This is a genomic window from Streptomyces sp. NBC_01306 (assembly GCF_026340465.1).
Taxonomy (GTDB): Bacteria; Actinomycetota; Actinomycetes; order Streptomycetales; family Streptomycetaceae; genus Streptomyces.
On record NZ_JAPEPC010000003.1, the window covers coordinates 80,927 to 103,922 of the forward strand.

General features: G+C 69.1%; 19 protein-coding genes. 7 read left to right on the forward strand and 12 right to left on the reverse strand.

What is annotated here, in order from left to right; genetic code table 11:
* Positions 1–202 precede the first annotated feature (202 nt).
* A complete protein-coding gene (locus OG385_RS35970; protein ID WP_266862249.1) occupies positions 203–724 on the reverse strand; it encodes an NUDIX domain-containing protein in 522 nt (173 codons plus the stop codon).
* 695 nt (positions 725–1,419) lie between these two features.
* Here OG385_RS35970 and OG385_RS35975 point away from each other — a divergent pair.
* The gene (locus tag OG385_RS35975; RefSeq protein ID WP_323183987.1) at positions 1,420–1,926 is read left to right on the forward strand and encodes a hypothetical protein; all 507 of its coding nucleotides are present in this window, start codon (positions 1,420–1,422) and stop codon (positions 1,924–1,926) included.
* Here the strand turns inward: OG385_RS35975 and OG385_RS35980 are convergent.
* Positions 1,844–2,413 carry a TetR/AcrR family transcriptional regulator gene (locus tag OG385_RS35980; RefSeq protein ID WP_266862251.1) on the reverse strand — a complete coding sequence of 190 codons (570 nt, stop codon included), beginning with the start codon at positions 2,411–2,413 and terminating at the stop codon, positions 1,844–1,846. The two genes, OG385_RS35975 and OG385_RS35980, sit on opposite strands and share 83 nt — an antisense overlap.
* A gap of 83 nt (positions 2,414–2,496) precedes the next feature.
* Between OG385_RS35980 and OG385_RS35985 the strand changes: the two genes are divergently transcribed.
* Positions 2,497–3,417: an NADP-dependent oxidoreductase gene (locus tag OG385_RS35985; RefSeq protein WP_266862253.1), complete on the forward strand. Its 921-nt coding sequence runs from the start codon at positions 2,497–2,499 to the stop codon at positions 3,415–3,417.
* 188 nt (positions 3,418–3,605) lie between these two features.
* Here OG385_RS35985 and OG385_RS35990 read toward each other — a convergent pair whose 3' ends face one another.
* The 4 genes from OG385_RS35990 to OG385_RS36005 all read right to left on the reverse strand — a co-directional run bounded on the left by OG385_RS35990 (position 3,606) and on the right by OG385_RS36005 (position 8,419).
* Complete coding sequence (locus OG385_RS35990; RefSeq protein ID WP_266862255.1) at positions 3,606–3,974, reverse strand: hypothetical protein; 369 nt, start codon at positions 3,972–3,974, stop codon at positions 3,606–3,608.
* Positions 3,975–4,502: 528 nt separating this feature from the next.
* Positions 4,503–4,934 (reverse strand): VOC family protein, encoded by a 432-nt coding sequence (locus tag OG385_RS35995; protein ID WP_266862257.1) that lies wholly within the window; start codon positions 4,932–4,934, stop codon positions 4,503–4,505.
* Between the two features lie 584 nt (positions 4,935–5,518).
* A complete protein-coding gene (locus OG385_RS36000; protein WP_266862259.1) occupies positions 5,519–6,865 on the reverse strand; it encodes a family 43 glycosylhydrolase in 1,347 nt (448 codons plus the stop codon).
* A gap of 54 nt (positions 6,866–6,919) precedes the next feature.
* Positions 6,920–8,419 (reverse strand): sulfatase-like hydrolase/transferase, encoded by a 1,500-nt coding sequence (locus OG385_RS36005; protein ID WP_266862482.1) that lies wholly within the window; start codon positions 8,417–8,419, stop codon positions 6,920–6,922.
* Positions 8,420–8,827: 408 nt separating this feature from the next.
* Here OG385_RS36005 and OG385_RS36010 point away from each other — a divergent pair, with 408 nt between their 5' ends.
* The 4 genes from OG385_RS36010 (at position 8,828) to OG385_RS36025 (ending at position 12,698) form a co-directional block, all read left to right on the forward strand.
* On the forward strand, positions 8,828–10,021 hold the full coding sequence (locus OG385_RS36010; RefSeq protein WP_266862261.1) for an ROK family transcriptional regulator: 1,194 nt from the start codon (positions 8,828–8,830) through the stop codon (positions 10,019–10,021).
* Between the two features lie 19 nt (positions 10,022–10,040).
* Positions 10,041–10,850 (forward strand): ABC transporter permease, encoded by an 810-nt coding sequence (locus OG385_RS36015; RefSeq protein ID WP_266862263.1) that lies wholly within the window; start codon positions 10,041–10,043, stop codon positions 10,848–10,850.
* Positions 10,847–11,626: an ABC transporter ATP-binding protein gene (locus OG385_RS36020; RefSeq protein WP_266862265.1), complete on the forward strand. Its 780-nt coding sequence runs from the start codon at positions 10,847–10,849 to the stop codon at positions 11,624–11,626. The genes OG385_RS36015 and OG385_RS36020 overlap by 4 nt, the downstream gene beginning before the upstream one ends.
* An 88-nt stretch (positions 11,627–11,714) precedes the next feature.
* Positions 11,715–12,698 (forward strand): aliphatic sulfonate ABC transporter substrate-binding protein, encoded by a 984-nt coding sequence (locus tag OG385_RS36025; RefSeq protein WP_266862267.1) that lies wholly within the window; start codon positions 11,715–11,717, stop codon positions 12,696–12,698.
* Between the two features lie 151 nt (positions 12,699–12,849).
* Here the strand turns inward: OG385_RS36025 and katG are convergent, their stop codons facing one another.
* On the reverse strand, positions 12,850–15,105 hold the full coding sequence (katG, locus tag OG385_RS36030; RefSeq protein ID WP_266862269.1) for a catalase/peroxidase HPI: 2,256 nt from the start codon (positions 15,103–15,105) through the stop codon (positions 12,850–12,852).
* A gap of 384 nt (positions 15,106–15,489) precedes the next feature.
* Between katG and OG385_RS36035 the strand changes: the two genes are divergently transcribed.
* Positions 15,490–15,900: a Fur family transcriptional regulator gene (locus OG385_RS36035; RefSeq protein ID WP_266862271.1), complete on the forward strand. Its 411-nt coding sequence runs from the start codon at positions 15,490–15,492 to the stop codon at positions 15,898–15,900.
* Positions 15,901–16,059: 159 nt separating this feature from the next.
* On the opposite strand, the gene OG385_RS36040 is transcribed toward OG385_RS36035, so the two are convergent.
* From OG385_RS36040 to OG385_RS36060, 5 genes are all read right to left on the reverse strand, one after another.
* Positions 16,060–16,530, reverse strand: coding sequence for a hypothetical protein (locus OG385_RS36040; RefSeq protein WP_266862273.1), 471 nt, complete (start codon positions 16,528–16,530; stop codon positions 16,060–16,062).
* Positions 16,531–17,018: 488 nt separating this feature from the next.
* On the reverse strand, positions 17,019–18,998 hold the full coding sequence (locus OG385_RS36045) for a TOMM precursor leader peptide-binding protein (protein ID WP_266862275.1): 1,980 nt from the start codon (positions 18,996–18,998) through the stop codon (positions 17,019–17,021).
* Positions 18,991–20,400 carry a hypothetical protein gene (locus OG385_RS36050; protein WP_266862277.1) on the reverse strand — a complete coding sequence of 470 codons (1,410 nt, stop codon included), beginning with the start codon at positions 20,398–20,400 and terminating at the stop codon, positions 18,991–18,993. Before OG385_RS36050 ends, OG385_RS36045 begins: the two co-directional genes overlap by 8 nt.
* A 49-nt stretch (positions 20,401–20,449) precedes the next feature.
* Positions 20,450–21,751, reverse strand: coding sequence for a nitroreductase family protein (locus OG385_RS36055; protein WP_266862278.1), 1,302 nt, complete (start codon positions 21,749–21,751; stop codon positions 20,450–20,452).
* A complete protein-coding gene (locus OG385_RS36060; RefSeq protein ID WP_266862280.1) occupies positions 21,748–22,968 on the reverse strand; it encodes a thiopeptide maturation pyridine synthase in 1,221 nt (406 codons plus the stop codon). Before OG385_RS36060 ends, OG385_RS36055 begins: the two co-directional genes overlap by 4 nt.
* Between the last annotated feature and the right edge of the window lie 28 nt (positions 22,969–22,996).

Genomic DNA, 22,996 nt, shown 5'->3' on the forward strand with positions numbered 1-22,996 from the left:
GTAGCCGATCCGGCCGGGTGTGCTCAGCAGAGGCGGTCCGAGCGGCTCTGGTTCACCCTCTGGCTGAGCTCAGCGGCGAACACTGGGTGAGGTCGTGTCGTGATCGCCCATCAGGTGGGCAAGTAGACACCGTCCCGCCCGCTCAGGTCCGCGCCGTACTCCGGTCTGCCGGCGCGGCGCACGGACCGGCGGCATATCAAGATCAGAGCAGGTCGCCGAGGTACACGGGAGCGTCCGCCGCCTGGCCAGCGCCAAGGGCGGTCAGCGGTGTCTGTAGCCCGAGCGGAAACAGGGCCAGCTCGCTGAGCGTGGCCAGGGGATGCCGGACAACGGCCGATTGTGTGCGGTCTGGCGCTGTCGCCGGCAACGCGGCTTCGGACTCCAGTTGGGCTTTGAGGTACAGCTGAAGCTGGTGCAGTTGAGTGCGGTGATACGGATTGCCGGAGTTCTGCTCCGGTAGGTACTCGCGGACCCAGAGCAGTTCACCGACACTGACCCGCAATCCAGTCTCCTCCAGTACCTCACGGACTGCTGCTTCGGCAGCCGTCTCACCAGGCTCGACACGTCCGCCGGGCAGCACGTGGAATTCCTGGCCGCTGTCGCAGTGCCGGATCAGAAGGATCCGACTCGCGTGATCCACTACGACAGCGCGAGCACTCACCCGCAGTTCGGAGGCGAGTGGTCGTCGCCCGGCACCGGACGACGACAGCGCATGATCGTTCATCCCCGCAGCCTGTGGGCACACCCTGCCGAGAATAGCGAGCTTGAGATGCCCGCAGGCAGCCGCCTTGGAACACCGCTCGAAACCCAAGCTAAGGGGCATGCGTAGGAAGGCCTTGGTGTCAGATGATGGCGGCACTTGGGATACCGACCTGAACAGGGCATAGGGAAGGGCGCGTTGAGATGTCGCGGTGCGGCTTTCTATTGGGTTTATGAGGCCAGTTTCGGTGCCGCCTTTCGATAGGTCTGCCGGTAGTGCATTCGTGGCCACGCGCGCTTTGGATTGGCCGGGGTGGGTCCTCAGGGAGTGTTTATTCACCCGGACGGAGCTGGTCCGGTTCAGCGAGGCGTACGGAAACCGTGCGTGTCTCCTTGACTTGCTGTAGGTCGGCGGGCTTCTTTTCCGGAAAATGAAAGGCCGTCTCCCTCTGCCGACGGCGGCCGTTCGCGTCGGATACGGCGCGTTCTCTTTCCATCACGGGACACCACTTCACGCCTTATCACCTGGGATGTGAGCGTCGACTCGACCGTCTGCCGGGCCCATCAGCACGCCGCCGGCGCGCGTAAAAAGGGGATCTCCAGCGCGAACCTCCCGGAGGGATCGATACCGAGCCGGGCGACCATGGATTCGGATGCTCCCGAGGTGGTCTGACCACGAAGATCCACCTCGCGACCGAGCAGGGGCAGAAGCCGCTGTCGCTGCGGATCACAGTCGGCCACCGGTACGACAGCCCGCAGTTCCAGCCCGTCCTGGAGTGCATCCGGGTCCCCCGCGCAGGACCGGGGCGGCCACGGACCACGCCGGACAGGGGCCGAGCCGACAAAGCCTACGGCTCCTGTGCGAACCGCTCCTACCTGCGCAGACGCAGGATCGAATGCACCCTCCCGGAGAAGGCCGATCAGGTCCGCAACCGCAAGAAGTTCGGCTTCCGAGGCGGCCGACCACCGACCTTCGACAAGGAGGACTACAAGGAACGCCACGCGGTGGAGTGCGGGATCGACCGACTGAAACGCCACCGCGCGGTAGCCGCGGGATACGACAAGCTGGCCGCGCGTTACGAGGCAACAGCGCTGGTCGCAGCCATCAACGAGTGGGCTGTGACCAGCATTTTCGCGACAGACCCTAGGGCACGGCTCCGGCCGCGCGTACGTCGGCGAGCGCCTGCCGTGCCAGCGGGCCGAAGCCCTCACTGTTGTCGGTGCTGATCCACTGGTCGTAGGCGATCTCCCAGGCGAGCGTGCCCAGTTGCGCGGCCACACGCGCGGTCAGGCTCGGGACTCCGCGGCGGTTGAGGGCCTCGATCATCGAGGCGGTGAGCTCGATCCTCTTCAGGGCTTCACGTTCGCGCAGTTCCGTATTGGCGTTCAGAACGGCCTGGCGCCGACCGCTGAACTCGCGGCGGTCGGCGGTGAAGAACGTCCGGCCGAGCGCATCGAGGGCCTCCGCCACCGAGTCGAGAGGTCCGGACTCCGGCGGCGCCGAGGCGAACCCTTCGACGAGGAGACCGGCCACCGTGCCCCCGCCGAAGAGCACCTCGCGCTTGTCCGGGAAGTGCCGGAAGAACGTGCTCTTGGTGAGCCCGGCGTGCTCCGCGATCTCGATCACGGTCGTGTTCTCGTAGCCCTGTTCCTCGAAGAGGTCGAGGGCAGCGGCGGCGAGTCGTCCTGGTGCGTCGGGTTGCCAGCGAGTCATGGAAACAGTGTACGGGACTTGGTCCCATCAATGGTGTACGGTCGATAAGACCAAGTCCCATCACTGGTCAGGAGAGGTCACCGATGAGTAAAGCTGTCCGCTACCGGCGATTCGGCGGTCCCGAAGTACTCGAACTGCAGGAGATACCCGAGCCGCACGCCGCACCGGACGAGGTCCGCGTCCGGGTCACTGCCGCCGGGCTGAATCCGATGGATTGGCAGATCACCACACGGCCCGACATGGCGGCGCGGTTCGGCATCACCTTGCCGGCCGGGTTCGGCAGCGACTTCGCCGGAGTGGTGGACGAAGTGGGCGCCGAAGCCACCGGATTCGCAGCCGGCAACCGGGTGTACGGGGCGGCGATTGGCCGGTCCGTCGCCGATTTCGTGCTGGTCAAGACCCCCGCCGCAGACCTGTGGCCCACCCCGGATGGCATCGGCGACGAGGTGGCGGCCACGCTTCCGGTGTCCGGCCTGACGGCCGCCGCCGCGCTCGCCGCGATCGAACTCCGCGCCGGGGACACTGTCCTGATCGGTGGAGCGGCGGGTGGCGTGGGCATCTTCGCCGTGCAACTGGCGAAGCTTGCGGGTGCCCGGGTGCTCGGCACCGCCTCCGAGAGCACTTTCGGATTCCTGCGCGGGCTCGGCGCGGAACCCGTGGCGTACGGCCCTGGCCTGGCGGACCGGGTGCGGGCCCTGGCGCCCGAGGGGATCACCGCCGCAACCGACCTCTTCGGAAGGGAGGCGGCCGAGGCCGCCCTCAAGCTCGGCGTGGCACCCGAGCGGATCTCCGTCGTGGCCGACGGCCCCGCCCCGCCGCCCGGTGTCCGCAAGGCGGGTGCCCTCGACGCGGGTCCGGGCGCCCTGGAACGGATCGCCGACGCGATCCATGCCGGCGAGATCACGGTTCCGATCGCGGCGACCTTCCCGGTCGAGCAGATCCGTGAAGCCGTGACGACGCAGGCCGAGAGGCACGTTCACGGCAAAATCGTGATCGCCCTGTGAACCGGCACGAGGTGGACTCGGCGGCCAGGATCCACTTTCGCAACAAGCCCTAGTGGAGACCGTCCGGGACCGTCACGGCCAGCGGAGGCAGAGCGTCAACGGGACTGGCGGCCGGTCAGAGACAGTGGCGCGAGCCCGTGCCAGTTCGCGGGCCCGCTCACTCTTTGCTTGGCCGCCATCTGGGTTGGTCAGGCCCTGACCGGCGTGCGCGCGGCCATCAACTCCAGCCATACAGACGGCAGTTTGCCGTCGTCATGTGGCTTGAGGCCGGAGCGGGCCGCCGCGCGGAGCACTTCGTGTACGCGTGCATCGGAGAAAGCTGGGACGTCGTCTCCCGGTGGCAGCCCGTTCCAGCTCAGCACATGCCGGAGTCCCGGGCGCTCGGGGTCCTCGAAATAGACCTCATGGCAGTCCCGCGGATCGCGGTTGATCGCCCATTTGCCCGCGTGCCGCCCGCGGCGGCTGGAGAGCCGACCTCGATAGGAATCCAGCACCGGACCGGTGCCTTCGTACCAAAGTCCGCCGACCGTCACACCGCGACGGCGGTCGATCTTCACGAAGTGGGTGGGCAGCAACTCGTACTACAGGCTTGGATCAGGAATTTCCAGACTGCTCCCACCGCGGGCTGCCGTGGCGGCGAACAGCGTGTTGGGGGTGGTGCCGCCCACCGGGGTCCCAGGCAGGCGAATACTGATCAACTTTTCGGTTCTGCCACACCGCGACAACCCAGGTCGCCAGAAGGTGCTCCCTCTCCGTAAGCGTCCAGACAGCGTCTCCCTGCGGGTCCAGGTCCCCGTCCGCGACATCAACACCGCAGAAATCGGGCAGGAGTTCCAGTAGCAACGACTGGATCCCGGCGAAGGCACGTGCGCAGGCCGCCTTGTCGGTCGGACGCATTGCGCGGGCTGGCAACAGCTCGACCCCCAGAGTGCGCGCGACCTCGACGAACTGATGATTCTTCATGATCGCCGCAGGTGGGCCGCGGGGCGAGCAGGCTTTTCCTGAGCGACCACCTATGGAACAGGGGCTGCCCGATGGGTCAGCGGGCAGCCCCTCCAGAAGCCCTTCACCTCGCACGGGAGATGTCAGGCGGCGAACACCTGGGAGTCGTCGGCGAACGCCTTGAACTCCAGGGCGTTGCCGGCCGGGTCGAGCAGGAACATCGTCCACTGCTCGCCGGGTTCGCCTGCGAAGCGTACGTAGGGCTCGATGACGAACTCCGTGTCCGCGAGGCGCAGCCGGTCGGCGAGCCGGTGAAAGGCGTCGATGGTCAGGATCAGCCCGAAGTGCGGTACGGGGACGTCGTGGCCGTCGACCGGGTTGTGTATCTGTTCGGTGCGGGCCGGGGCGAGGTGGGTGACGAACTGGTGGCCGTGCAGATTCCAGTCCACCCAGGTGTCGGCGCTGCGGCCCTGCTCCAGGCCGAGCGTCTCACCGTAGAAGCGGCGGGCGGCGGCCAGGTCGTCGACCGGGACGGCGAGGTGGAAGCGGGGGATGGGGGAGGCGAGAACGGTCATGGGCGGGGTTCCTTCCGGGTGACGTGGAGTGCCTGGCTCTTACCAGTTCTTCGGACATGCCGGTCCTTATGATGGGTTCACGGGCTGTTCCGGCGGGTCCACAGTGCCTCGGGGAGGCACTGTGACGAGTACACCGCTGCACACCGGTGAGAGCGCGACCAGCCCTCGTACCCGCCGAAAACCGGCGCTGACCTGCATCAACGAGGTGATGTCCGGCGCCGACTTGCCCTGAGCGGACGTCATCACCACGATCGCCCGCCGCAGCCTCACCGCATCCTTCGCCGTCCTACTGATCCGCTGGAGCCGCCGGCCCTCCTCCAGACCAACTGGCCGGACGAACACCTCCGGACGATGCCCCACAACCACCTCCATGATCACGACCCGAAGACAGCCTGCCGCTTCGGCTTCGACGGATCAATTACCCAGCCAAGCAATCGAGACGAGCCGCTAGCCACCCGTGCGGCAACTGCGCCGACGTGCTCCTGCTCGGCGGTCACTGCAGCCATAGGTGCACACTCCCGTGCCGGGAACCTTGCCCCTGGCGGCAGAGGCCACCCCAACCGTGTGGCCGGCGTGCTCGGTGACTACTTCTCAAGCGCTGCCTGGCTCCGGCGCCGTACGTACAGACGGTTGCCCTTCGGGCCGGTCCACTCCAGGCGTACGACGCCGGCCACCGCGGCATCGCCGGTGCGGGACGGGTCGGCCCAGTATCCGGCGGCCGGATTGCGGAAGAAGGTCGCCCACAGGTCTCCGTCGCGGTCCGTGAAGAAGTTGTTGTGCCCAGCGCCCACGCCCGCGGTCCAGCGCTCGGAGTACGGTCCTTCGAAACGGTCGGCGACGGCGACGATCGCGTCGTACTGGTACTGCGTCCGGCCGGTGCCCGCCTCGTCGTAGGTGTAGCGGGGGCTGCCGTAGGCATCGATCGAGGTACGGTCCCACGCGGCCTGGACCAGGTAGTACTTGCGGCCGTGCTTGAAGACGTAGGCACCCTCCAGGTACGGCTCCGGTGTGTACGGCTTCTGCTGGAAGGCCGGGAGGTTCGTCGTCGGGACGATGTCCTCCATGTCGTCGCGGAACTTGGCGTAGAGGTTGTTGTGCAGCACCAGCCATGCGTCGGCTCCTTCCGAGAAGAGGCTGCCGTCGATGTGGTAGTACGCGCCGGGCTTGATGAACGGGGGCCCGCCGATGAACGAATCACCGAAGGGCTTTTCGAGGTTGCCTTCGGCGAGGCGGTACGGGCCCGCGACTCCGCCGTCGCTCACCAGCAGGAATGAGCCGACCTTCTGGGAGTGGTCGCCCATGCACGCGACGAGGTACCACTTGCCGCGGAAGTAGTGCAGTTCGGGCGCCCACGCCTCACCCCGCTTGCCGAACTGGTCGTCGTACCAGTACTCCTGCCACGGGGCGACGACCGTGCGGCCGGGGCGGTTCTCCCCGACGAACTCGGGTGACCACACCTTTCCGCGCTCGGCGCCGGGCCGGATGCCGGTGGTGTCGGCCAGTTGCCAAGGGCCGTGCAGGGACCGTGCCGTCCACACGAAGATGCCGTCGTTCCAGGGGCCGGCCACGGCGAGGCCGGGCACGCGGGTGGTGCCGGTGGCGACGTAGAGCGCGCGGCCGTCGACGACGAAGCAGTTGACGTAGGCGTCGCGCATCCAGACGCGGCCCAACTCCTTGTCTCTGGGCCGGAGTTCCAGGGGAAGGGCAAAGGAGTTGTCCTCCCGCGGCCACAAGTCCTGGCGGGCGTCCGCGAGTCCGTACGGCTCCGGTTCGGGCCAGTTCTGCGGGTAGTGAGACGTCGGGTGCGCCTGTGTCTGCGCGGGCAGCGCCTCGGCAGTGGCCGTGGGCAGCGCGGCCACTCCCATGGATCCGGCTATGCCGGTCAGTACGGACCGTCGGCCGATGTGCATTCCGTTCTCGGATCTCTTCATCAGGCTGTCCCCTTTGTCGTCAAGGCTTGCGGCGTGCTGTCGGCAGCATGTGGTTCATGACTGTCCGGCCCCGGAGTGCGCTTCGGGCCCGTCGGATTCGAAGGCGGAAAGCGTGGTGTCGTAGTCCGTCTCCACGTCGTACATCGGCGTCATCCAGTGGTAGAAATTGTCGCCACGCTCGCGGAGCAGGTCGTACAGCTGCCGGGTCAGTGTCGTGCGTACGCCGAGTAGTTCCGGGTGGTCGTGGCGGTTGTGCAGCTCGTCGGGGTCGGCATCGAGGTCGTACAGCTCGTTGCAGGACTCGGGGTTGATCACCAGCTTGTGGCTTCTGGTGCGCAACATCCGCTGCGGGTACGGGAAGTGGTGACCATGGAACTCGGCGAGATGGTGCTCGTCCCACTGCGGGTGCTCACCGCGTACGAGGGGCAGCAGGCTGCGGCTGTCCACGGCCGGCTCCGTTGCGCTGCCCGCCAGGTCGAGAATGGTGGCGGTGCAGTCGGTGAGGGAGACGAACTCGTCGCGCACCTGGCCCTGCGGGGCGCCTGGGACCTTCAGCAGCCCGGGGATGCGGTAGATGTCCTCGTACATGGCCGGCCCCTTGTCGTGCAGCCGGTGGGCGCCGGTGAATTCGCCGTGGTCGGCGGTGAAGAAGACCGCTGTCCGGTCGTCGAGCCCGAGTTCGCGCATGGCGTCGAGGATGCGCCCGATCTGCTCGTCGACGAGCGTCACGTAGCCCCAGTAGACGGCGACCAGCTTCCGTGACTCCTCCAGCGCCATGGTGTCGAAGGCCCACAGCTTGCTGTAGTTCTGCTGGACGGCCGGCTTCGCCGCGAAGGTCTCGCCCACGGAGGCGGGCAGTTCGACCAGCCCGGGGTCGTACATGTCGTAGTACGCGTCCGGGAGGATGTACGGCAGATGCGGGCCGAAGAAGTGGGTGGCCAGGAAGAACGGCGCCCCGTCACCGTGGTCCTCCTGCGCGGCGAAGCGATGGAGCATCTCGATGGTGCGCGTGGCGAGGTAGTACTCGAAGGTGGCTTCGACCGGCTGGTGGAGGCGGGCGGCAAGGAGGTTTCCCGGGCTGCCGTTGGGCGTGGTGCCCCGCACCGGATCCGTAATGCGGTACGGGGGCAGGCCGTTCTCCGTCAGGTACGCGAGGTAGTCGGGGTGGTCCACGGGGTTGTGCCAGCCGGCCAGGTCGGGGCCCTCGAAGCCGTAGTCGGCGGCGGTGCGCTGCACGCCGCCGTGCCACTTGCCGAGCAGGCCCAGGTTGTAGCCCTCGGAACGAAGTTGCTCGGAGAAGGTGAACTGGCCGTCGGAGAGATCCTCAAGATAGCCGACGTTACGCTCGTAGTTGGCCAGCAGCTTGTGCCGGAACGGAGCCGCCCCGGTGAGCAGGCTGGCGCGCGCCGGGGTGCAGATCGCGGTAGGAGTGTAGAAGCTGTCGAACCGTGTTCCCTCGTCCGCGAGCCGGTCGATGTTCGGGGTGCGCGTGTGCGGATTGCCGTACGCGCCCAGGGTGTCCACCCGGTGTTGGTCGGTCATCAGGAAGAGCATGTTGCGGCGCACGGAGGGCCTTTCGGGTCGGTCCGGCTCGCGCGTCGGCCGGGACGGGCGGACGCATCGGAGACGTCGGAATTTCGGGCACGCCGCCTTGACGCCTCGACAGATTCCGCTTGGGGATGGCTGATTCGGCATCCGGTGCGTGCTCGACGGTGCCGTGCGACGCATGTTCCGGCCCGGCGATGATTTAAGTCAAGAGGGTGGACGCAAATCGTACGGGGGACCCCGCCGAGGGAGGCATCTACTGTTTCGCGTTGCCGAAAAGCCGCCCGGCGGGGTGCCGGGCGCGTCTGCACCGTACATGTCGGCAGGTCAGGGTGGACCCGTTGCGGCAGCTGTTGACACATAGCCTTCATATGAACAATTTGTTTCGGCTTATTGACGAAAATACTCGGCACTCACATGCTGTCCTGCATGCACGAACACGACGGTCCGCTGACGCGCCTGCGCCGCAGCCATGAGCAAGCGGTTCTTGGGCTGCTCCGCAGGCACGGCCCCTTGAGCCGCGCAGAGTTGGGCGATCGCAGCGGGCTGTCCCGCACCACGCTTCACGACATCCTCGCCGGGCTGGTGGGCAATGGCTCCGTGGTCACCGGCACACCACACGTCGAGGTTCGCAAGCGCGGGCGGCCGGTCGAGAAACTCAGCCTCAACCCGGCGGCGGGGGAGGCGGTCGGCATCGACTTCGCGCGCCGCTCCGTGCACGTCGCGGCCGTCAACTTCGCCCATGAGGTGGTTGGTTCGGCGAGCGAGGCGCATGCCGCAGACCTGTCCTGGCCCGAACGGGTCGATATCGCCGTACGTCTCCTCGCCGCGTCGGCGACCGTCCAGCTCGACGCACTCAGCGCGATCGGCGTCGGCGTGGTCGGACCGATCACCGACCCCGGCAGCGGAAACGCCCGTGCGCAGGGCATCGACGGCCTGCCGGACCTGCTGCGCAAGCAGTTCGGTGTGCCGGTGCTCCTGGACAACAACACCCGCCTCGCGGCGCTCGCCGAGGCGGTGTGGGGTGCGGCGGCGGACAGCAGCGACGTGCTCTACCTGCGGTTGTCACACGGCGTCGGCGGCGGACTGGTCGTGGGCGGCGCGCTGCACCGCGGCCGCAACGGCCTGTCCGGCGAGTTCGGGCACATCACCGTGGACCCGGCCGGCAGACCGTGCGACTGCGGCGGGACCGGGTGTCTGGAGACCCGTGCCTCGCTCGACGCGGTTCTGCACCGCTACCGCGAAGCCGGCGGCCGGGCCAAAGGCATCGCCGGGCTCCTCGACGCCGCCGCTGCCGGCGAACCGTCCGCCCTGAAGGCGCTGGAGCGCGTCGGCGACGACGTCGGCGGGGTGCTGGCCGCGGTCTGCCAGGCCGTCGGCCCGGGCGTCATCGTCATCGGCGGCGAGCTGGCGGAAGCAGGCCCCGCGCTGCTCGGGCCGGTCGAACGAGCCCTGCGGCAGCACCTGATGCCGATGGCCCGCCCATACGTGGACGTACGGCGCGCGACGCTAGGCGACGCGGGCAGCGCGCTGGGCGGCATCGCCCTCGTTCTTCATGAATCCCCCCTGCTCTCCCACTACCCGCAGCCCGTCCCCGAGGAGAACGCGTGAAGCCACCAGCGAGGAACTCATGGCTGTGATCGCTCCTGCGGAGAAATCCGCCGCCGAAGCGCAGCAGCAGCCGCGCCGTACCCGGCACCGGCCCCTGCTCCTCAACGTCGTCGCGGTGGCCGCAGGCATCGCCGTCTGGGCCGTCGTGGCCGCCCTGGGGCTGGTCGAGAACCTGCCCGCGCCGACGGGGGTGGCGGAGAAGGCCGGCGCCATGATCTCCGACGGCACCCTCGCATCCGATACGTTCGCCAGCCTGCGCCGGGTCTTCCTCGGCTACGCCCTCGGCGTGGCGGTGGCCATCCCGGTCGGCTTCCTCATGGGCTGGTACCCCATCGCGCGCGCCCTGATCGAGCCGTACATCCAGTTCTTCCGCACCATTCCGCCGCTCGCGCTCATTCCGCTGGCGGTCGTACTGCTGGGAATCGGCGAGGTGCCGAAGATCGCCGTGATCTTCCTGGCCTCGTTCATGTCCTGCGTCCTCTCCTCCTTCCAGGGTGTCATCGACGTCGACAGGACACTCATCAACGCGGCCCGGGTGCTCGGCGCCTCGGACCGCACCATCTTCGCCAAGGTGGTCGTCCCGGCCTCCACTCCGTTCATCCTGGTCGGCATGCGGATCGGCCTCGGCGCGTCCTGGGCCACCGTGGTTGCCGCCGAACTCATCGGCGCGCAAGAGGGGTTGGGATACCGGATGCAGAAGGCGTCCACCTGGTTCGACATGGACGCGGTCTTCGTGTCCCTGATCACGATCGGCGTACTCGGGCTCGTCATGGACCGGCTGCTGCTGCTGGCCGAGCGACGTCTCACCGGCTGGCAGGAGCGACGATGAACAGCAAGATCACCTTCCGTGACGTGGTAAAGACCTTCCCGTTGAAGGGCGCGTCCTTCACCGCGCTCGGCGGGGTGAGCCTGGACATCGCGGACCAGGAGTTCGTCACAGTCGTGGGGCCGTCCGGCTGTGGCAAGTCCACCCTGATGAGCATGGCCGCAGGGCTGCAGGAGCCCGACTCGGGCAGTGTCCTGGTCGACGGGACCCCGGTGTCAGGGCCGGGCCCCGAGCGGGGGGTGATCTTCCAGCAGTACGCCCTCTTCCCCTGGCTGACCGTACGGCAGAACGTGGAGTTCGGGCTCAAGATCGCCTCGGTGCCCGCCGCCGAGCGGCACCGGCGCACCGAGCAGGCCATCAGCCTCGTCGGTCTGAACGAGTTCGCCGAGGCCCTGCCCAAGACGCTCTCCGGAGGAATGAAACAGCGCTGTGCCATCGCCCGTGCGTACGCGGTCGATCCCCAAGTGCTGCTGATGGACGAGCCGTTCGGGGCGCTCGATGCCCTGACCCGGGTGCAGCTGCAGGACCAGCTGCTGCAGACCTGGAGCCAGGAGAAGCGCACCGTGCTGTTCATCACCCACGACGTGGACGAGGCCGTCTACCTCGCCAGCCGGGTCGTCGTCATGGCCGCAAGGCCCGGCCGCATCCATCGCGTCATCGACGTGGATCTGCCCTATCCCCGTACCGAGGAAATCCGGCTCTCGCCGGAGTTCCTGCATATCCGCAACAGGGTGTGGACCGCCGTGTACCACCAGGAAGCCCCGCCCCGGGCGGCCTGACTCGTCATCCCAGGGCCCGCGCCCTGAACCTCCGTACCAGGAACTTCGCAGAATCGACCGGCGCACCACCCCGAGAGGAAATTTCCGCATGCCCAGAAAGTCGATCAGGCGCGCCGTCACGGCGCTGCCCCTCGCGTTCATGCTCTCGCTGTCCCTCAGCGCCTGCTCCGACAGCGCTTCCGAGAACAACAGCACGGTTCGGTTCGGCTACATCGGCGACTACAACGGGGCCAGCCTGCTGGCGATCGCCGACAAGCAGGGGCTGTGGAAGAAGGCGGGCCTGACCGCACACGTGAAGTCGTTCAACAACGGTCCGGTGCAGGTCCAGGCGCTGAGCGCCGGTGACCTCGACTACGGATACATCGGGCCCGGCGCGATGTGGCTGCCGGCCTCCGGCAAGGCCAAGGTCATCGCCATCGACACCCTCACGTACGCCGACCGGGTCATCGGCCAGCCCGGCATGACGTCCATGAAGGACCTCAAGGGCAAGCGGGTCGGCGTACCCGAGGGCACCTCCGGCGACATGATCCTCAACATCGCCCTGGCGAAGGCCGGGATGACCGTGAAGGACATCGACAAGGTCAACATGGACCCGTCCACCATCGTCTCCGCCTTCTCCTCGGGAAAGATCGACGGCGCCGGCTTCTTCTACCCCGCCATCGACACCATCAAGAAGAAAGTTCCGGGCCTTGAGGAGATAGCCAGTACCAAGGACACCGGGAACGCCTTCCCCACCGCGTTCGTCGCCGGCAACAAAGTGCCCGGGGCGAAGAACAGCAAGGTGATCAAGGTGCTGCAGCAAGCCAACGACTGGCGCAAGCAACACCCGGAGGAGTCCATCGCACTCGCCGCCAAGATGCTCCAGGTCACCGAAGCCCAGGCCAAGTCCGACGCCTCTCATGTGGAGACCCTCTCCACCGCTGACCTGGCCGCGAAGACCAGGAGCGGCGAGGTGAACCAGTGGCTCAAGAAGCTGGGCGCGTTCTTCGTCCGCAACAAGCAGCTGGATGACAACCCGGACCCCAGTGACTACTACGAGGGCGATCTCTACGGGCGGACCGCCGGCAAGTAGCCCTCGACCGCGAGTCGCTCTCCCCTCGCGGGTGGCCGACTGCCATGCGAGCCTGCTCGGCCGCTGCCTTGGGAGAGCAGGGTGGGCTGTTGTGATGTGCTGTGGGGTCGGTGCGTGTGCGCACCGACCCCACAACTGGAGTGCGCCGGGGTCAGATCAGGTCGAAGCGGTCGAGGTCCATGACCTTGGCCCAGGCGGCGACGAAGTCCGTCACGAACTTCTGCTGCGCGTCGTCGCCGGCGTAGACCTCCGCGAGGGCGCGGAGTTCGGAGTTGGAGCCGAAGACCAGGTCGGCGCGGGTGCCGGTCCACTTGACCCGGCCGGTCGCGTCGCGGGCCTCGAACTCGTCCTGCGCCGAAGACGTCGATTTCCAAGTGATGCCCAGGTCGAGCAGGTTCACGAAGAAGTCGTTGGTCAGCGTGCCCGGGCGGTCGGTGAGGATGCCGTGTTTCGAGCCGCCGGTATTGGCGCCCAGCACGCGCAGACCACCGACCAGGACGGTGGTCTCCGGGGCGCTCAGCGTCAGCAGGTTGGCCCGGTCGAGGAGCAAATACTCGGCGGGCAGACGGCTGCCCTTGCCGGCGTAGTTGCGAAAGCCGTCGTACACGGGTTCCAGGGCAGCGAAGGACTCGACGTCCGTCTGGTCCTGAGTGGCGTCGACCCGGCCCGCGGTGAACGGCACCTGTACCTCGACGCCTGCGTCCTTGGCCGCCCGCTCGACGGCCGCGTTGCCCGCGAGGACGATCAGGTCGGCCAGTGAGACCTGCTTGCCGCCCTTGGCGTTGAAGGATGCCTGGACACCTTCCAGAGCGCGCAGGACCTGGGCCAGCTCGTCCGGGTCGTTCGCCTCCCAGCCGCGCTGCGGCTCCAGGCGGATCCGGGCGCCGTTGGCGCCGCCGCGCTTGTCGCTGCCGCGGAATGAAGCGGCCGAGGCCCAGGCGGCCGAGACCAGCTGCGCCACCGTCAGGTCCGTTGCGAGTACCTGCTCCTTGAGCGCGGTGATCTCCGCGGCGTCCAGCGGCTCACCGGTGCGCGCGGGCAGCGGGTCCTGCCACAGCAGTACCTCGGAGGGAACCTCGGCGCCCAGGTAGCGCTGGATCGGACCCATGTCGCGGTGCGTCAGCTTGTACCAGGCGCGCGCGAAGGCGTCCGCGAACACGTCCGGGTTCTCATGGAAGCGGCGCGAGATCTGCTCGTAGGCCGGGTCGAAGCGCAGCGCCAGATCGGTGGTGAGCATCTGCGGCTTGTGCTTCTTGGACGCGTCGTGCGCGTACGGGATGGTCGCTTCCGCGTCCTTGGCGACCCACTGGTGCGCACCGGCCGGGGACTTGGTCAGCTCGTACTCGTAGGCGAAGAGGTTGTGGAAGAACTCGTTGCCCCACTTGGTCGGGGTGCTGGTCCAGGTCACCTCCAGACCGCTGGTGATGGCGTCCCCGCCCTTGCCCGTCCCGTACGAGTTGCGCCAGCCCAGGCCCTGCTCCTCCAGCGGGGCACCCTCGGGGTCCGCGCCGACGCTCTCGGCCGGGCCCGCGCCGTGCGTCTTGCCGAAGGTGTGGCCACCGGCGATGAGGGCGACGGTCTCCTCGTCGTTCATCGCCATCCGGCGGAAGGTCTCGCGGATGTCGCGGGCTGCGGCGATCGGGTCCGGGTTGCCGTTGGGGCCCTCGGGATTGACGTAGATCAGGCCCATCTGGACCGCGCCGAGCGGATTCTCCAGCTCACGGTCGCCGGTGTAGCGCTCGTCGTCGAGCCAGGTGGTCTCCGGGCCCCAGTAGACGTCCTCCTCCGACTCCCAGACGTCCTCGCGGCCACCGGCGAAGCCGAAGGTCTTGAGACCCATGGTCTCCAGCGCGACGTTGCCGGTGAGGATCAGCAGGTCGGCCCAGGACAGCGCCTGACCGTACTTCTTCTTGACCGGCCACAGCAGACGGCGGGCCTTGTCCAGGTTGCCGTTGTCCGGCCAGCTGTTCAGCGGGGCAAAGCGTTGCTGACCGGCGCCCGCGCCACCCCGGCCGTCACTGATGCGATACGTGCCTGCGCTGTGCCAGGCCATCCGGATCATCAGGGGCCCGTAGTTGCCGAAGTCGGCCGGCCACCAGTCCTGTGACGTGGTGAGCACTTCGGCGATGTCCCGCTTCACCGTGGGCAGGTCGAGCCCTTGGAACGCGGCCGCGTAGTCGAAGTCCGCACCGAGCGGGTTCGCCACCGCGGGGTTCTTGGCCAGGATCTTCAGGTTGAGGCGGTCCGGCCACCACTGGCGGTTCCCGCCGCCCTGAGTGGGGTGCGCCGCGCGGCCGTGGGCCACGGGGCAGCCGCTCGCTTGCGCCTCGGGCACCTCGGGGATGGCCGTCTCGGGCGAATCCGGGGTGACCGGATCGAAGACATGCGACTCGTGGTTCTCGGTCATGGGCAGTCCTTCCGGACCCGGCGGGTCGTGGGGCGCTGAACGGGGGAGGAGGATTCGGGCCGTGCAGAAGGGGCACGTTGTGTTCCAGGGCCTCACCGCGGGCAGCCCGGGGCGCCTCACGACCACCGGACCGGACGATCCCGGGCGGTGCGACGAGGACGGTGCTGGGCCGGCGGGTGGCACTGCGCGGTCGACCCGCGGTGTCCCGTCACGTGTCTCTGCTGCCGTACCGGAGTCATCCTGTCTCTTGGATGTCGCCGGGATCGATCCTACGATGGACTTCGTCCAAGTCAAGAAGTGCGCTAAAACCATAACGACCGGGGTGCTGCGTCGTCGGATCCTTCGCGGGGGCCGTCCCCCGCGAAGCGGAGCAGAGGAAACGAGATGAGCGACCTCCTTCAACGTCTACGGGGCCGTGGCTGGCGGATGACCTCGCAGCGCCGTGTCGTCGCGGAGGTCCTCGACGGCGACCACGTGCACCTGACGGCGGACGAGGTGCATCTGCGGGCCGCCGCGCGACTTCCCGAGATCTCCCGCGCGACCGTCTACAACACCCTGGGGGAACTCGTCGGGCTCGGCGAGGTGCTGGAGGTCTCCACCGTGGGCCGGGCCAAGCGCTACGACCCGAACGCGCGCCGCCCCCATCAGCACCTGGTGTGCTCCGGCTGCGGCACGGTCCGCGACGTCCACCCGGCCGGCAATGCCCTCGGTGACCTGCCCGAGGCCGAGCGGTTCGGGTTCGCCGTCGGCTCGGTGGAGATCACCTACCGTGGGTTGTGCCCGGCCTGCGCCTGACCGCGGCGGGATCCACGGCTTCTCCGCAAGCCGGGTCATGGGTGCGCGAGGTGGGAGGCGGCCACTCCGGTGAGGGCCCGGCCGGTGCTGTCGTAGGCGAGGGGGCAAGGCTCGGGGGTGGAACGTAGCCGTCAGGCATGCCGGTGTAAGCGCGGTCCATCAGGGTGGTGTCGAGGAGTGATGCAGGGCCCCGGGGTCGGTCACGCTCGGCACGGTGTCGGCCGTGGCGAGAGCCGGGACGGCGGGTAGTTCCGGGTTGAGGGCTTTGAGGATCGGGGTGGTCCAGGCACCCGAGGCCACCACCGCGCCCGCAGCGGTGGTGGCGCCTTCGGGGGTGTTCAGGAGACAGCCCCCGCCTCGGGGTGCGGCGGGGGTTCCGGCTGGCGTCCGCGTGGTGTTGGGTTGCGTGGCTGGGGCAGTGTCCAGGGTTGCGAGCCAGGCCTGTCCATCGGGGAAGCCCTTCTCGGGCAGGTACCAGGCGCGCAGGGCACGGTCGTTGTCCAGCGGCCGGTAGCCCGGGATATCCGCCGGGGCAGACTCTTCGCAGGGGAGACCGTACTCGTCGGCGGCGCGCGCGACTGCCGCGAGTGAGGCATCGTCCAGAGCTGAGGAGACCGCGTTCGAGATCATGAAGGTGCCGGTGCGGTAACCATCGTGGCGCGGGGCGGCGGAGCCCGCTTGGCGCGGATCTGCTCCCGCGAGGACCGCCGACGCCCGGCCGTCTCGGCCGCAAGTTGAGTGCGCGGCGGTTAGTCGGGAGGTAGTGCTGATGCTGGCGTAACCGTAGGTCGCGCAGTCTGCTCCCCGCGCCCGCGGGGATGGTCTCAAGGCCGAGGTGCCGCGCGACGGCTGTGCGGTCTGTTTCCTGTGCGGGTGGGGGTGGTTTCCCGTGATTCCATGCCTAACCGCGTCTTCGGTTCTGCTGCGCCCGTAGGTCGTCACGGAGTGCCATGTCCGGTCCGGCATTCGGAGTCAGCTCTTCGAGTTCCATATCTCGTGGGTGGGGGTACTGGTCCGGTTCCATTTGACGCATTGGTCCTGAGTGGACGTGGGCCTGTCTGGTCACCGGTTTTGGGGTGGATGTTGTCCTGGGCCCCTGGGCTTCTGGGCCCCTTGGGTCAGGGGAATGGGTGGGGGTGGGGGTTGAGTTCTTCTGGGCGGAGCGGTCGGGTGGTGTGGCCGAGGTGGTGTGAGGCGGTCAGTGCCCGGTTGAGTCCGGTGATGCGGCGTAGGTGGTGTCCGAAGGTCATGGGGAGGAGGCCGGGGACGAGGACTTTGACGCAGGAGAGCCCGGATGAGGTGTGGACCGGGGTGGTCTGGTCGATGACGACCGTTTCGAGGCCGGTCGTGGCGTAACGGCCCACCAACTCATCGAGATCCGCACGCAGGTCGGTGTGGCGCGGCCAGGCGTAACGCTTCGCGAGTTCGCGCAGGTTCAGGCGTTTGTGTGGTGGTCGGTTGTCGGGGTTGAGGAGGAAGTCGAGGCGGTGGGCGGCGACGGGGTCGCAGTACAGCAGTGCGTGGTCGTCCATCAGGCGGACGTGGTGGGGGTCTTCGCGCATCCGGGCGGCGTCCTTGGCGCGTTGTGGGTAGATCAGCTGGTAGGCCTCGATGGCGGTGACGAGTTCGTGCAGTGCGCCGAAGATGCCTCGTTCGGGGTCGAGTCCGGAGCCGCCGGCGCACAGCACACTGGGGCGGGGTGTTGGGGGTTCCGTGCCGGGGGTGGGGGGTGGTTGTGTGTCGATGGCGGCGGCCCAGAAGCAGGGGATGCTTTCGGGGCCGGTCACGTCGAAGACTTCGACGCGGTAGCCGGTGCGTTCCTGGATCCGGTCGGCGAGCAGGCCGATTCGCTGGTCGGACGCGGTGTGCAGGTCGAGTGCGGGTGCGGGCATCCTGGCGTACCAGGTGAGCAGGAATGCGTCGCGTTCGGCGAGTTCCAGGAGGCCGTAGAGGGCGGCCTCTTCGATGCAGCCGCCGAGTGCGCAGCCGTTGGAGATTTCGGAGACGAACGGTCGTGCGGTCTGCGGGTGGTGGCGGCCGAGCCGGTAGTACGCGAGGCTCTCGGGGACCAGGACCGGTTGTTCGCGGGTGAGGGAGTAGCCCCAGACCCATGGCAGGACGAGGTCGGGGTGGTAGGGCTGGAAGGGGAAGCCGGGTTCCTGGTAGCGGTGGGGTTCGTGGCTGCCGGTGGTTGCCGGGTCCAGTACACGGCCGGGGTGGCGGGTGGTGAGTTCGCGGTGGCTGCCGTGCACGACGGTGCGCCGTCCTCCTGGGCGGCCTCCGCCGAGCCGTTCCAGTGCTTCGGCGATTGCGGTGACTTTGGCGGTGCGGAAGTCGAGTGCGCGTCCGTAACCGCCGTCGACCGACTCGGGTGGGCCGACTTTGGCTTCGGCGAAGGGCAGGGTGTGCAGTCCGCGGGTTCGTAGTCCCTTGAGTACGCCGGTTTCGTCGTCGGCGTAGCGGGCTTCCAGATCGGCCTGCTCGGTGCGCAGGTCCCGGAGTCGCAGGATCTCGGGGTCCGGTTTGGGGCGGGGGACGCGTGGGATTGTCGCGCGGGCGGGGGAGTCGTCGGGCAGGTTGCCGCAGTTGTGGCAGTGGGGGTCGGGCAGATAGAGGTGCCGGGTGATTTCCAGGTCGGTGAGGCGGACCATAGTGACGGCTTGTTCGGTGGCTGCCGCCGCGCTGAGCCGGTTCAGCGCGAGGTGCGCGGCGAGGTCGGCGGCGATCGGGGTGAGCAGCGGGGAGACTGTGCCGGTGAGGCGGCTGCCGTAGGCGGTGCGCAGGGCTGCTTCTTCCGCCGCGTCGGTACGTGCTCCGGCGCGGCGTGTGGCGAGACAGCGGTGGCAGCCGGGTGTGCCGGGGCGGACCAGCGGGCCGATGACCACGCGATCCAGTTCTGCGACGACGAGCAGGAACGAGTGCCCGCCGGTAGCGAGTTCGCGCGCGGTTTCTGATGCTGCGTCGGGTGTGTCGGCTGCCAGGAGCCGGGTCCCGGTCCGTGGTGGGGGTGCGGTGGCGGTGCGGCGGGCGAGGGCCTGGCCGAGCAATCCGCCGTCGTGGTGCACCCGGGTGGCGGCCGGCAGGGGGGCGTCAGTCATCGCAGCGCACCGCTCTCACGAGGTAGGGCAGGATCCCGGTGGCGGCCGGGTCGTGATCGAGCGGCACGATCAGTGTGCCGTGCGCGGGGCCGCGCAGGTCGCGGAGCGCCGCTGTCACCGCTTCTTCGAAGGTGGCGCCGGAGCCGAGACCGCGGGGTGCGTGCGGGCCCAGCGCGGTGACGGAGGTTGCCGGGACCAGGTGGGCCGTGCCGTGTTCCGGAGACCAGGCCCACAGGGAGGGTCCGTTGGGGGCCGGGACGAACCGCCTAGGGTCGAGGGCGAGCAGTGCGTAGAGCGCGAGTGCACGTTGCGCGGTGCGAAGGCGCGCGGTGGTGAAGTCGGGGCCTGTGGCGTGGACTGGGTGTGTTGCCCGGCCGGTGTGCGGGTCACGGACCAGGGCCCTGGAGGCGTGTCGGGGGAACTGTGGCAGGGCCCCTTCTTCCAGGTGTGCGAGCAGCCCGCTGCGCGGGTCGATGCAGCCTGCGGCGCGCTGGGAGAATTCTCCGGGGCTGACGGTCTGTCCGTCGCGCAGCGCGGAGATCCCGGCGAGGAACCGGGCCGCGGATTCCGGCGTCGCGGGCAGTGTGGCGGGGTGTGGCCGGTAGGGGTGGCGGGTGGTGGTCAGGGTCGCGGTGTCCAGCCGGACGAGCGGTTCCGGTTCGTTGCCCGCGCCGGCGGAGGGGCCGTGAAAGGCCTGCTGGAAGCGGTGTGCCAGCAGAGTGGCGGCGAAGTCGGCTGCTTCGTTGGGGTATTGGGGCATACGCGGGGCGGTCTGTGTGCCGTGTACGCGCAGCCAGCCGCCGAGCCAGCCGCCTGCGGTGCGTTCCGGGCCGGGGCCAAGCCACCAGGACTGCGTGTCACGGACAGCCGCGGCGAACCACAGGCCGTGGGTGCGGCATTCCTCGTCGAGCAGGGCGATGGACTGCGGATCGTCGCCGGCTGCGAGCAGCAGCATGGCGTCGTGGCCGCCGGCCGCCACCGCGGTCCGGGCTGCTGCGTGGTCGGTCACCGGTGTGATGGCGCAGAGCCCGGTCAGACGGAGTGCGTCCGTCAGTGCGTCCACCGTGGCCGGGGCACAGAGGACCAGCGCACGCAGCTGCGGGTAGGCGGCGGCGGGTTGGTCCGGGCCGGGAGTGGCCCGGTCTGCCAACAGGCCGTGGCGGTCGATGAGCTGGAGGATCCGCAGCACCACGGTGCGGCGGTCTGCGTCGAGGCCGTCGAGCAGCTGGTCCACGGTGCGGGTGCCGTCCAGGAACGGAGTGAGCCGGTCCAGCCAGCCGGCGATACCGGGCGCGGCGATCAGGTCGGTGCCGCGGCTGGAGCGCACATAGACGGTGCCGTTGCCGCTCGGGGTCAGGAAGACGTCGGGGCGCAGGAGAGGTGTGGAGTCGGAGGTGATCACTGTGTCCTCGGCCGGGCAGGGGGCGGTACGGTCGGGAGGTCCGGTTGGTTCACAACGGGCCTTCCCTGCCGAGCAGATGACAGGCCGGTGTCCCGCTGCCGCGTTCTGGGCCCAGCAGCACGGCGAGCAGCGTGGTCCGGTCGGGGCGGGTGGACAGTACGGTGTCGGCGGCCGCGATGTCGACGTCGCAGCGGAGTCCGGCGCCGAGCCCGGCGCGCGCGGCGGCCAGGCCGATCCGCTGGCCGATGACGCCCGCCCGCAGGTTGAGCATCCGGTACCAGTGGTCGCCGTGTCCGGGGTAGCCGGCCTCGTAGTCGCCGGTCACGAGTACGGCGCAGGCGGCTTCGAAGCCCGCCAGTTCTCCGGGGCCGCCGGGCGGGAACAGGTCCCGTGGCGTGAGGTCCCCGGTGACCGGTACGAGCCGGCCTCTGCGCGGGTCGTACCGGTAGCAGCCCGCCTCCAGTCCGGTGACGCGCTGGGCGACGACGTAGAGGTCGCAGTCGGCCGGGGCGGCATGGTCCAGGGGGATCGGGCGGGCGGCCTCTTCCAGGACCGCGCGCAGGGCGGCCGACGGGACGGGGACCGGCTCGAAGCCGGAGCGGGCGGTACGGCGGCGCAGCAGCGGCGCGCCGGGCGTGATCGCGCCCGGAGTCCGGGCGGTGACGACCGCATGGACGCGCTCGGCTGCGGAGTCGAGGCCGAGCAGGCGGCCCAGTTCCTCCTCCGTGAAGCGCGTGTGGGCCGTTGGTGCGGCACCGGCCGACTCCAGCAGGGTGAGCGCCTGCCCGGTCAGTACGCCGGTGTCGAGTGCCTGCAGACGGTGGCCGAAGAGGCCGTAGCGGGCCAGGTTCGCGTCCAGCCGGCTGGTGATCAACAGGACTGATTGCGGTTGTTCGAGGGGCGGGCGGTCCAGCGCGCGGGTGAGGTCGTCGCGCAGGTCGGCGGGGGAGAGGAGTTCGAGTGCGTGAGCCGCCGGCAGGTAGTGGCAGAGGCCGGAGGCGGTGGCCGTGTACACCTCGGCCGGGTAGGTGCCGCCTCCGGACGGCACTGGCCGGCCTGCACCCACGCCTGCGGCGGTCCAGTCGACCCGGGTGATGCCGTTGAGCAGGGCGAGGAGTGCGCCCAGACACTCCGGGAAGGCGGCCGGACCGTGGTCGGCGCAAGGGGAAGGGAATGTGGGCGGGAACGGCAGGGGGAGGACGGGCACGCCCGGATGGTGCTTGGGCGCGGTGCTGCCCGCTGCCGGGTCGATGGTGGGCAGCACACCGCCGTGCCGTGCGTGGTAGCGGCGCGCTGCCGCTCCTGCGTTCTCCGCGTGCGCAGGGCAGGCACCGGGCGGGGCGGTCCTCATCGGTGTGTCCGTGCCGGTGCGGTCGCGTTCTCCGGCGTGGCGGGAGCGCTCGCGGCGGTGGCCAGGACCAGTTCGAGCGCGCTGACCCCGTAGACCTCCTCCACCGCGTTGGCCGTGAGGTGGCAGAGCAGATAGCGGGTCAGGCCGGGCAGCCCGAGGCGGGAGAGGTGGAGGTAGGTGTAGTTGAGCATCAGGCGGTAGCGCAGGAAGCGCGGATCCCGGTACATCATCTGCTTGTACGTGGCGCTGCCGTTGATCGCCCGGTGCAGCGGGCTGGTCGTGAGCAGTTCGCCGATGCCGTTCTCCTCGTCGGCCGGGATCTCCGTCTCCGGGATCTCGCCGGCCTCGTACAGAGCGGTCCAGCGGGTGCCCAGCGGATCGATCGTGGCCACCCAGCGGTGCAGTTCCGACGCCGGGCCCGGCTCTGCCGCGGCCCCGGTTTCCGATCTCCCGGTGTCCGGCGCCCCGGGCTCTGCCGCGCCGGAATCGAGGGCGGCGACCACGGCGCGCACCTGCGCGGTCAGTACTGTGCTGTTGGCCGTGTACCGCTGCTCGAAGGCGTCCCGCACCTGGGGGCCGACCGTGCTCAGGTAGCCCTCTGCGTGCGAACGGAAGGAGACGAACCCGCGACGGATCGATGGGTCCTGCGGGTGCCGGCAGAGTGTGTGCGCGGTGGCGAGCATCAGGCGCAGGGCCAGTGTCTCGCGCGGCAGTCCCGCGGCGACGGATTCCAGGTGCTCGAACAGCAGGCTGTTGGTCCGCTGGTAGAAGAGGGCCAGTTCGTCGGCGCCGACCGGACAGCCCAGCACGTCGATCCGGCGGTCGTGCTCCTCCCAGGTGATCGAGTTGTCCCGGTAGAAGGGGGTCAGCGGGCCGGGTTCCCGTTCGGCTGCGGCGAGACGGCGGTGCAGGGGCAGCAGGTCGGCCTCTTCGAGGGGGGCCGCGGTGGACGGCCGCGCCCGCAGATGTCCGCCGACCAGTTCGCAGACGGCGGGCTCCACCAGCCCGGCGAAGACGGCGGGGGTGGCCCGGACCACCAGGCGCAGATGGGGGCCGCGGCGCCAGTGCCGCAGCACATAGGCCGATTCGACGTGACCGGCGCAGCGCTCGATCACCGGCCGTACGGCGTGCAGGATCAGCTGGTCGGTGTCGTCGCCGAAGTAGGCGATGTGGGCCGCGCGCCACTGTGGCTCTTCCGGCTGCGGGATGGCTGTCACGGGAGTCCTCCTCTGCGGTTCTCTGCGG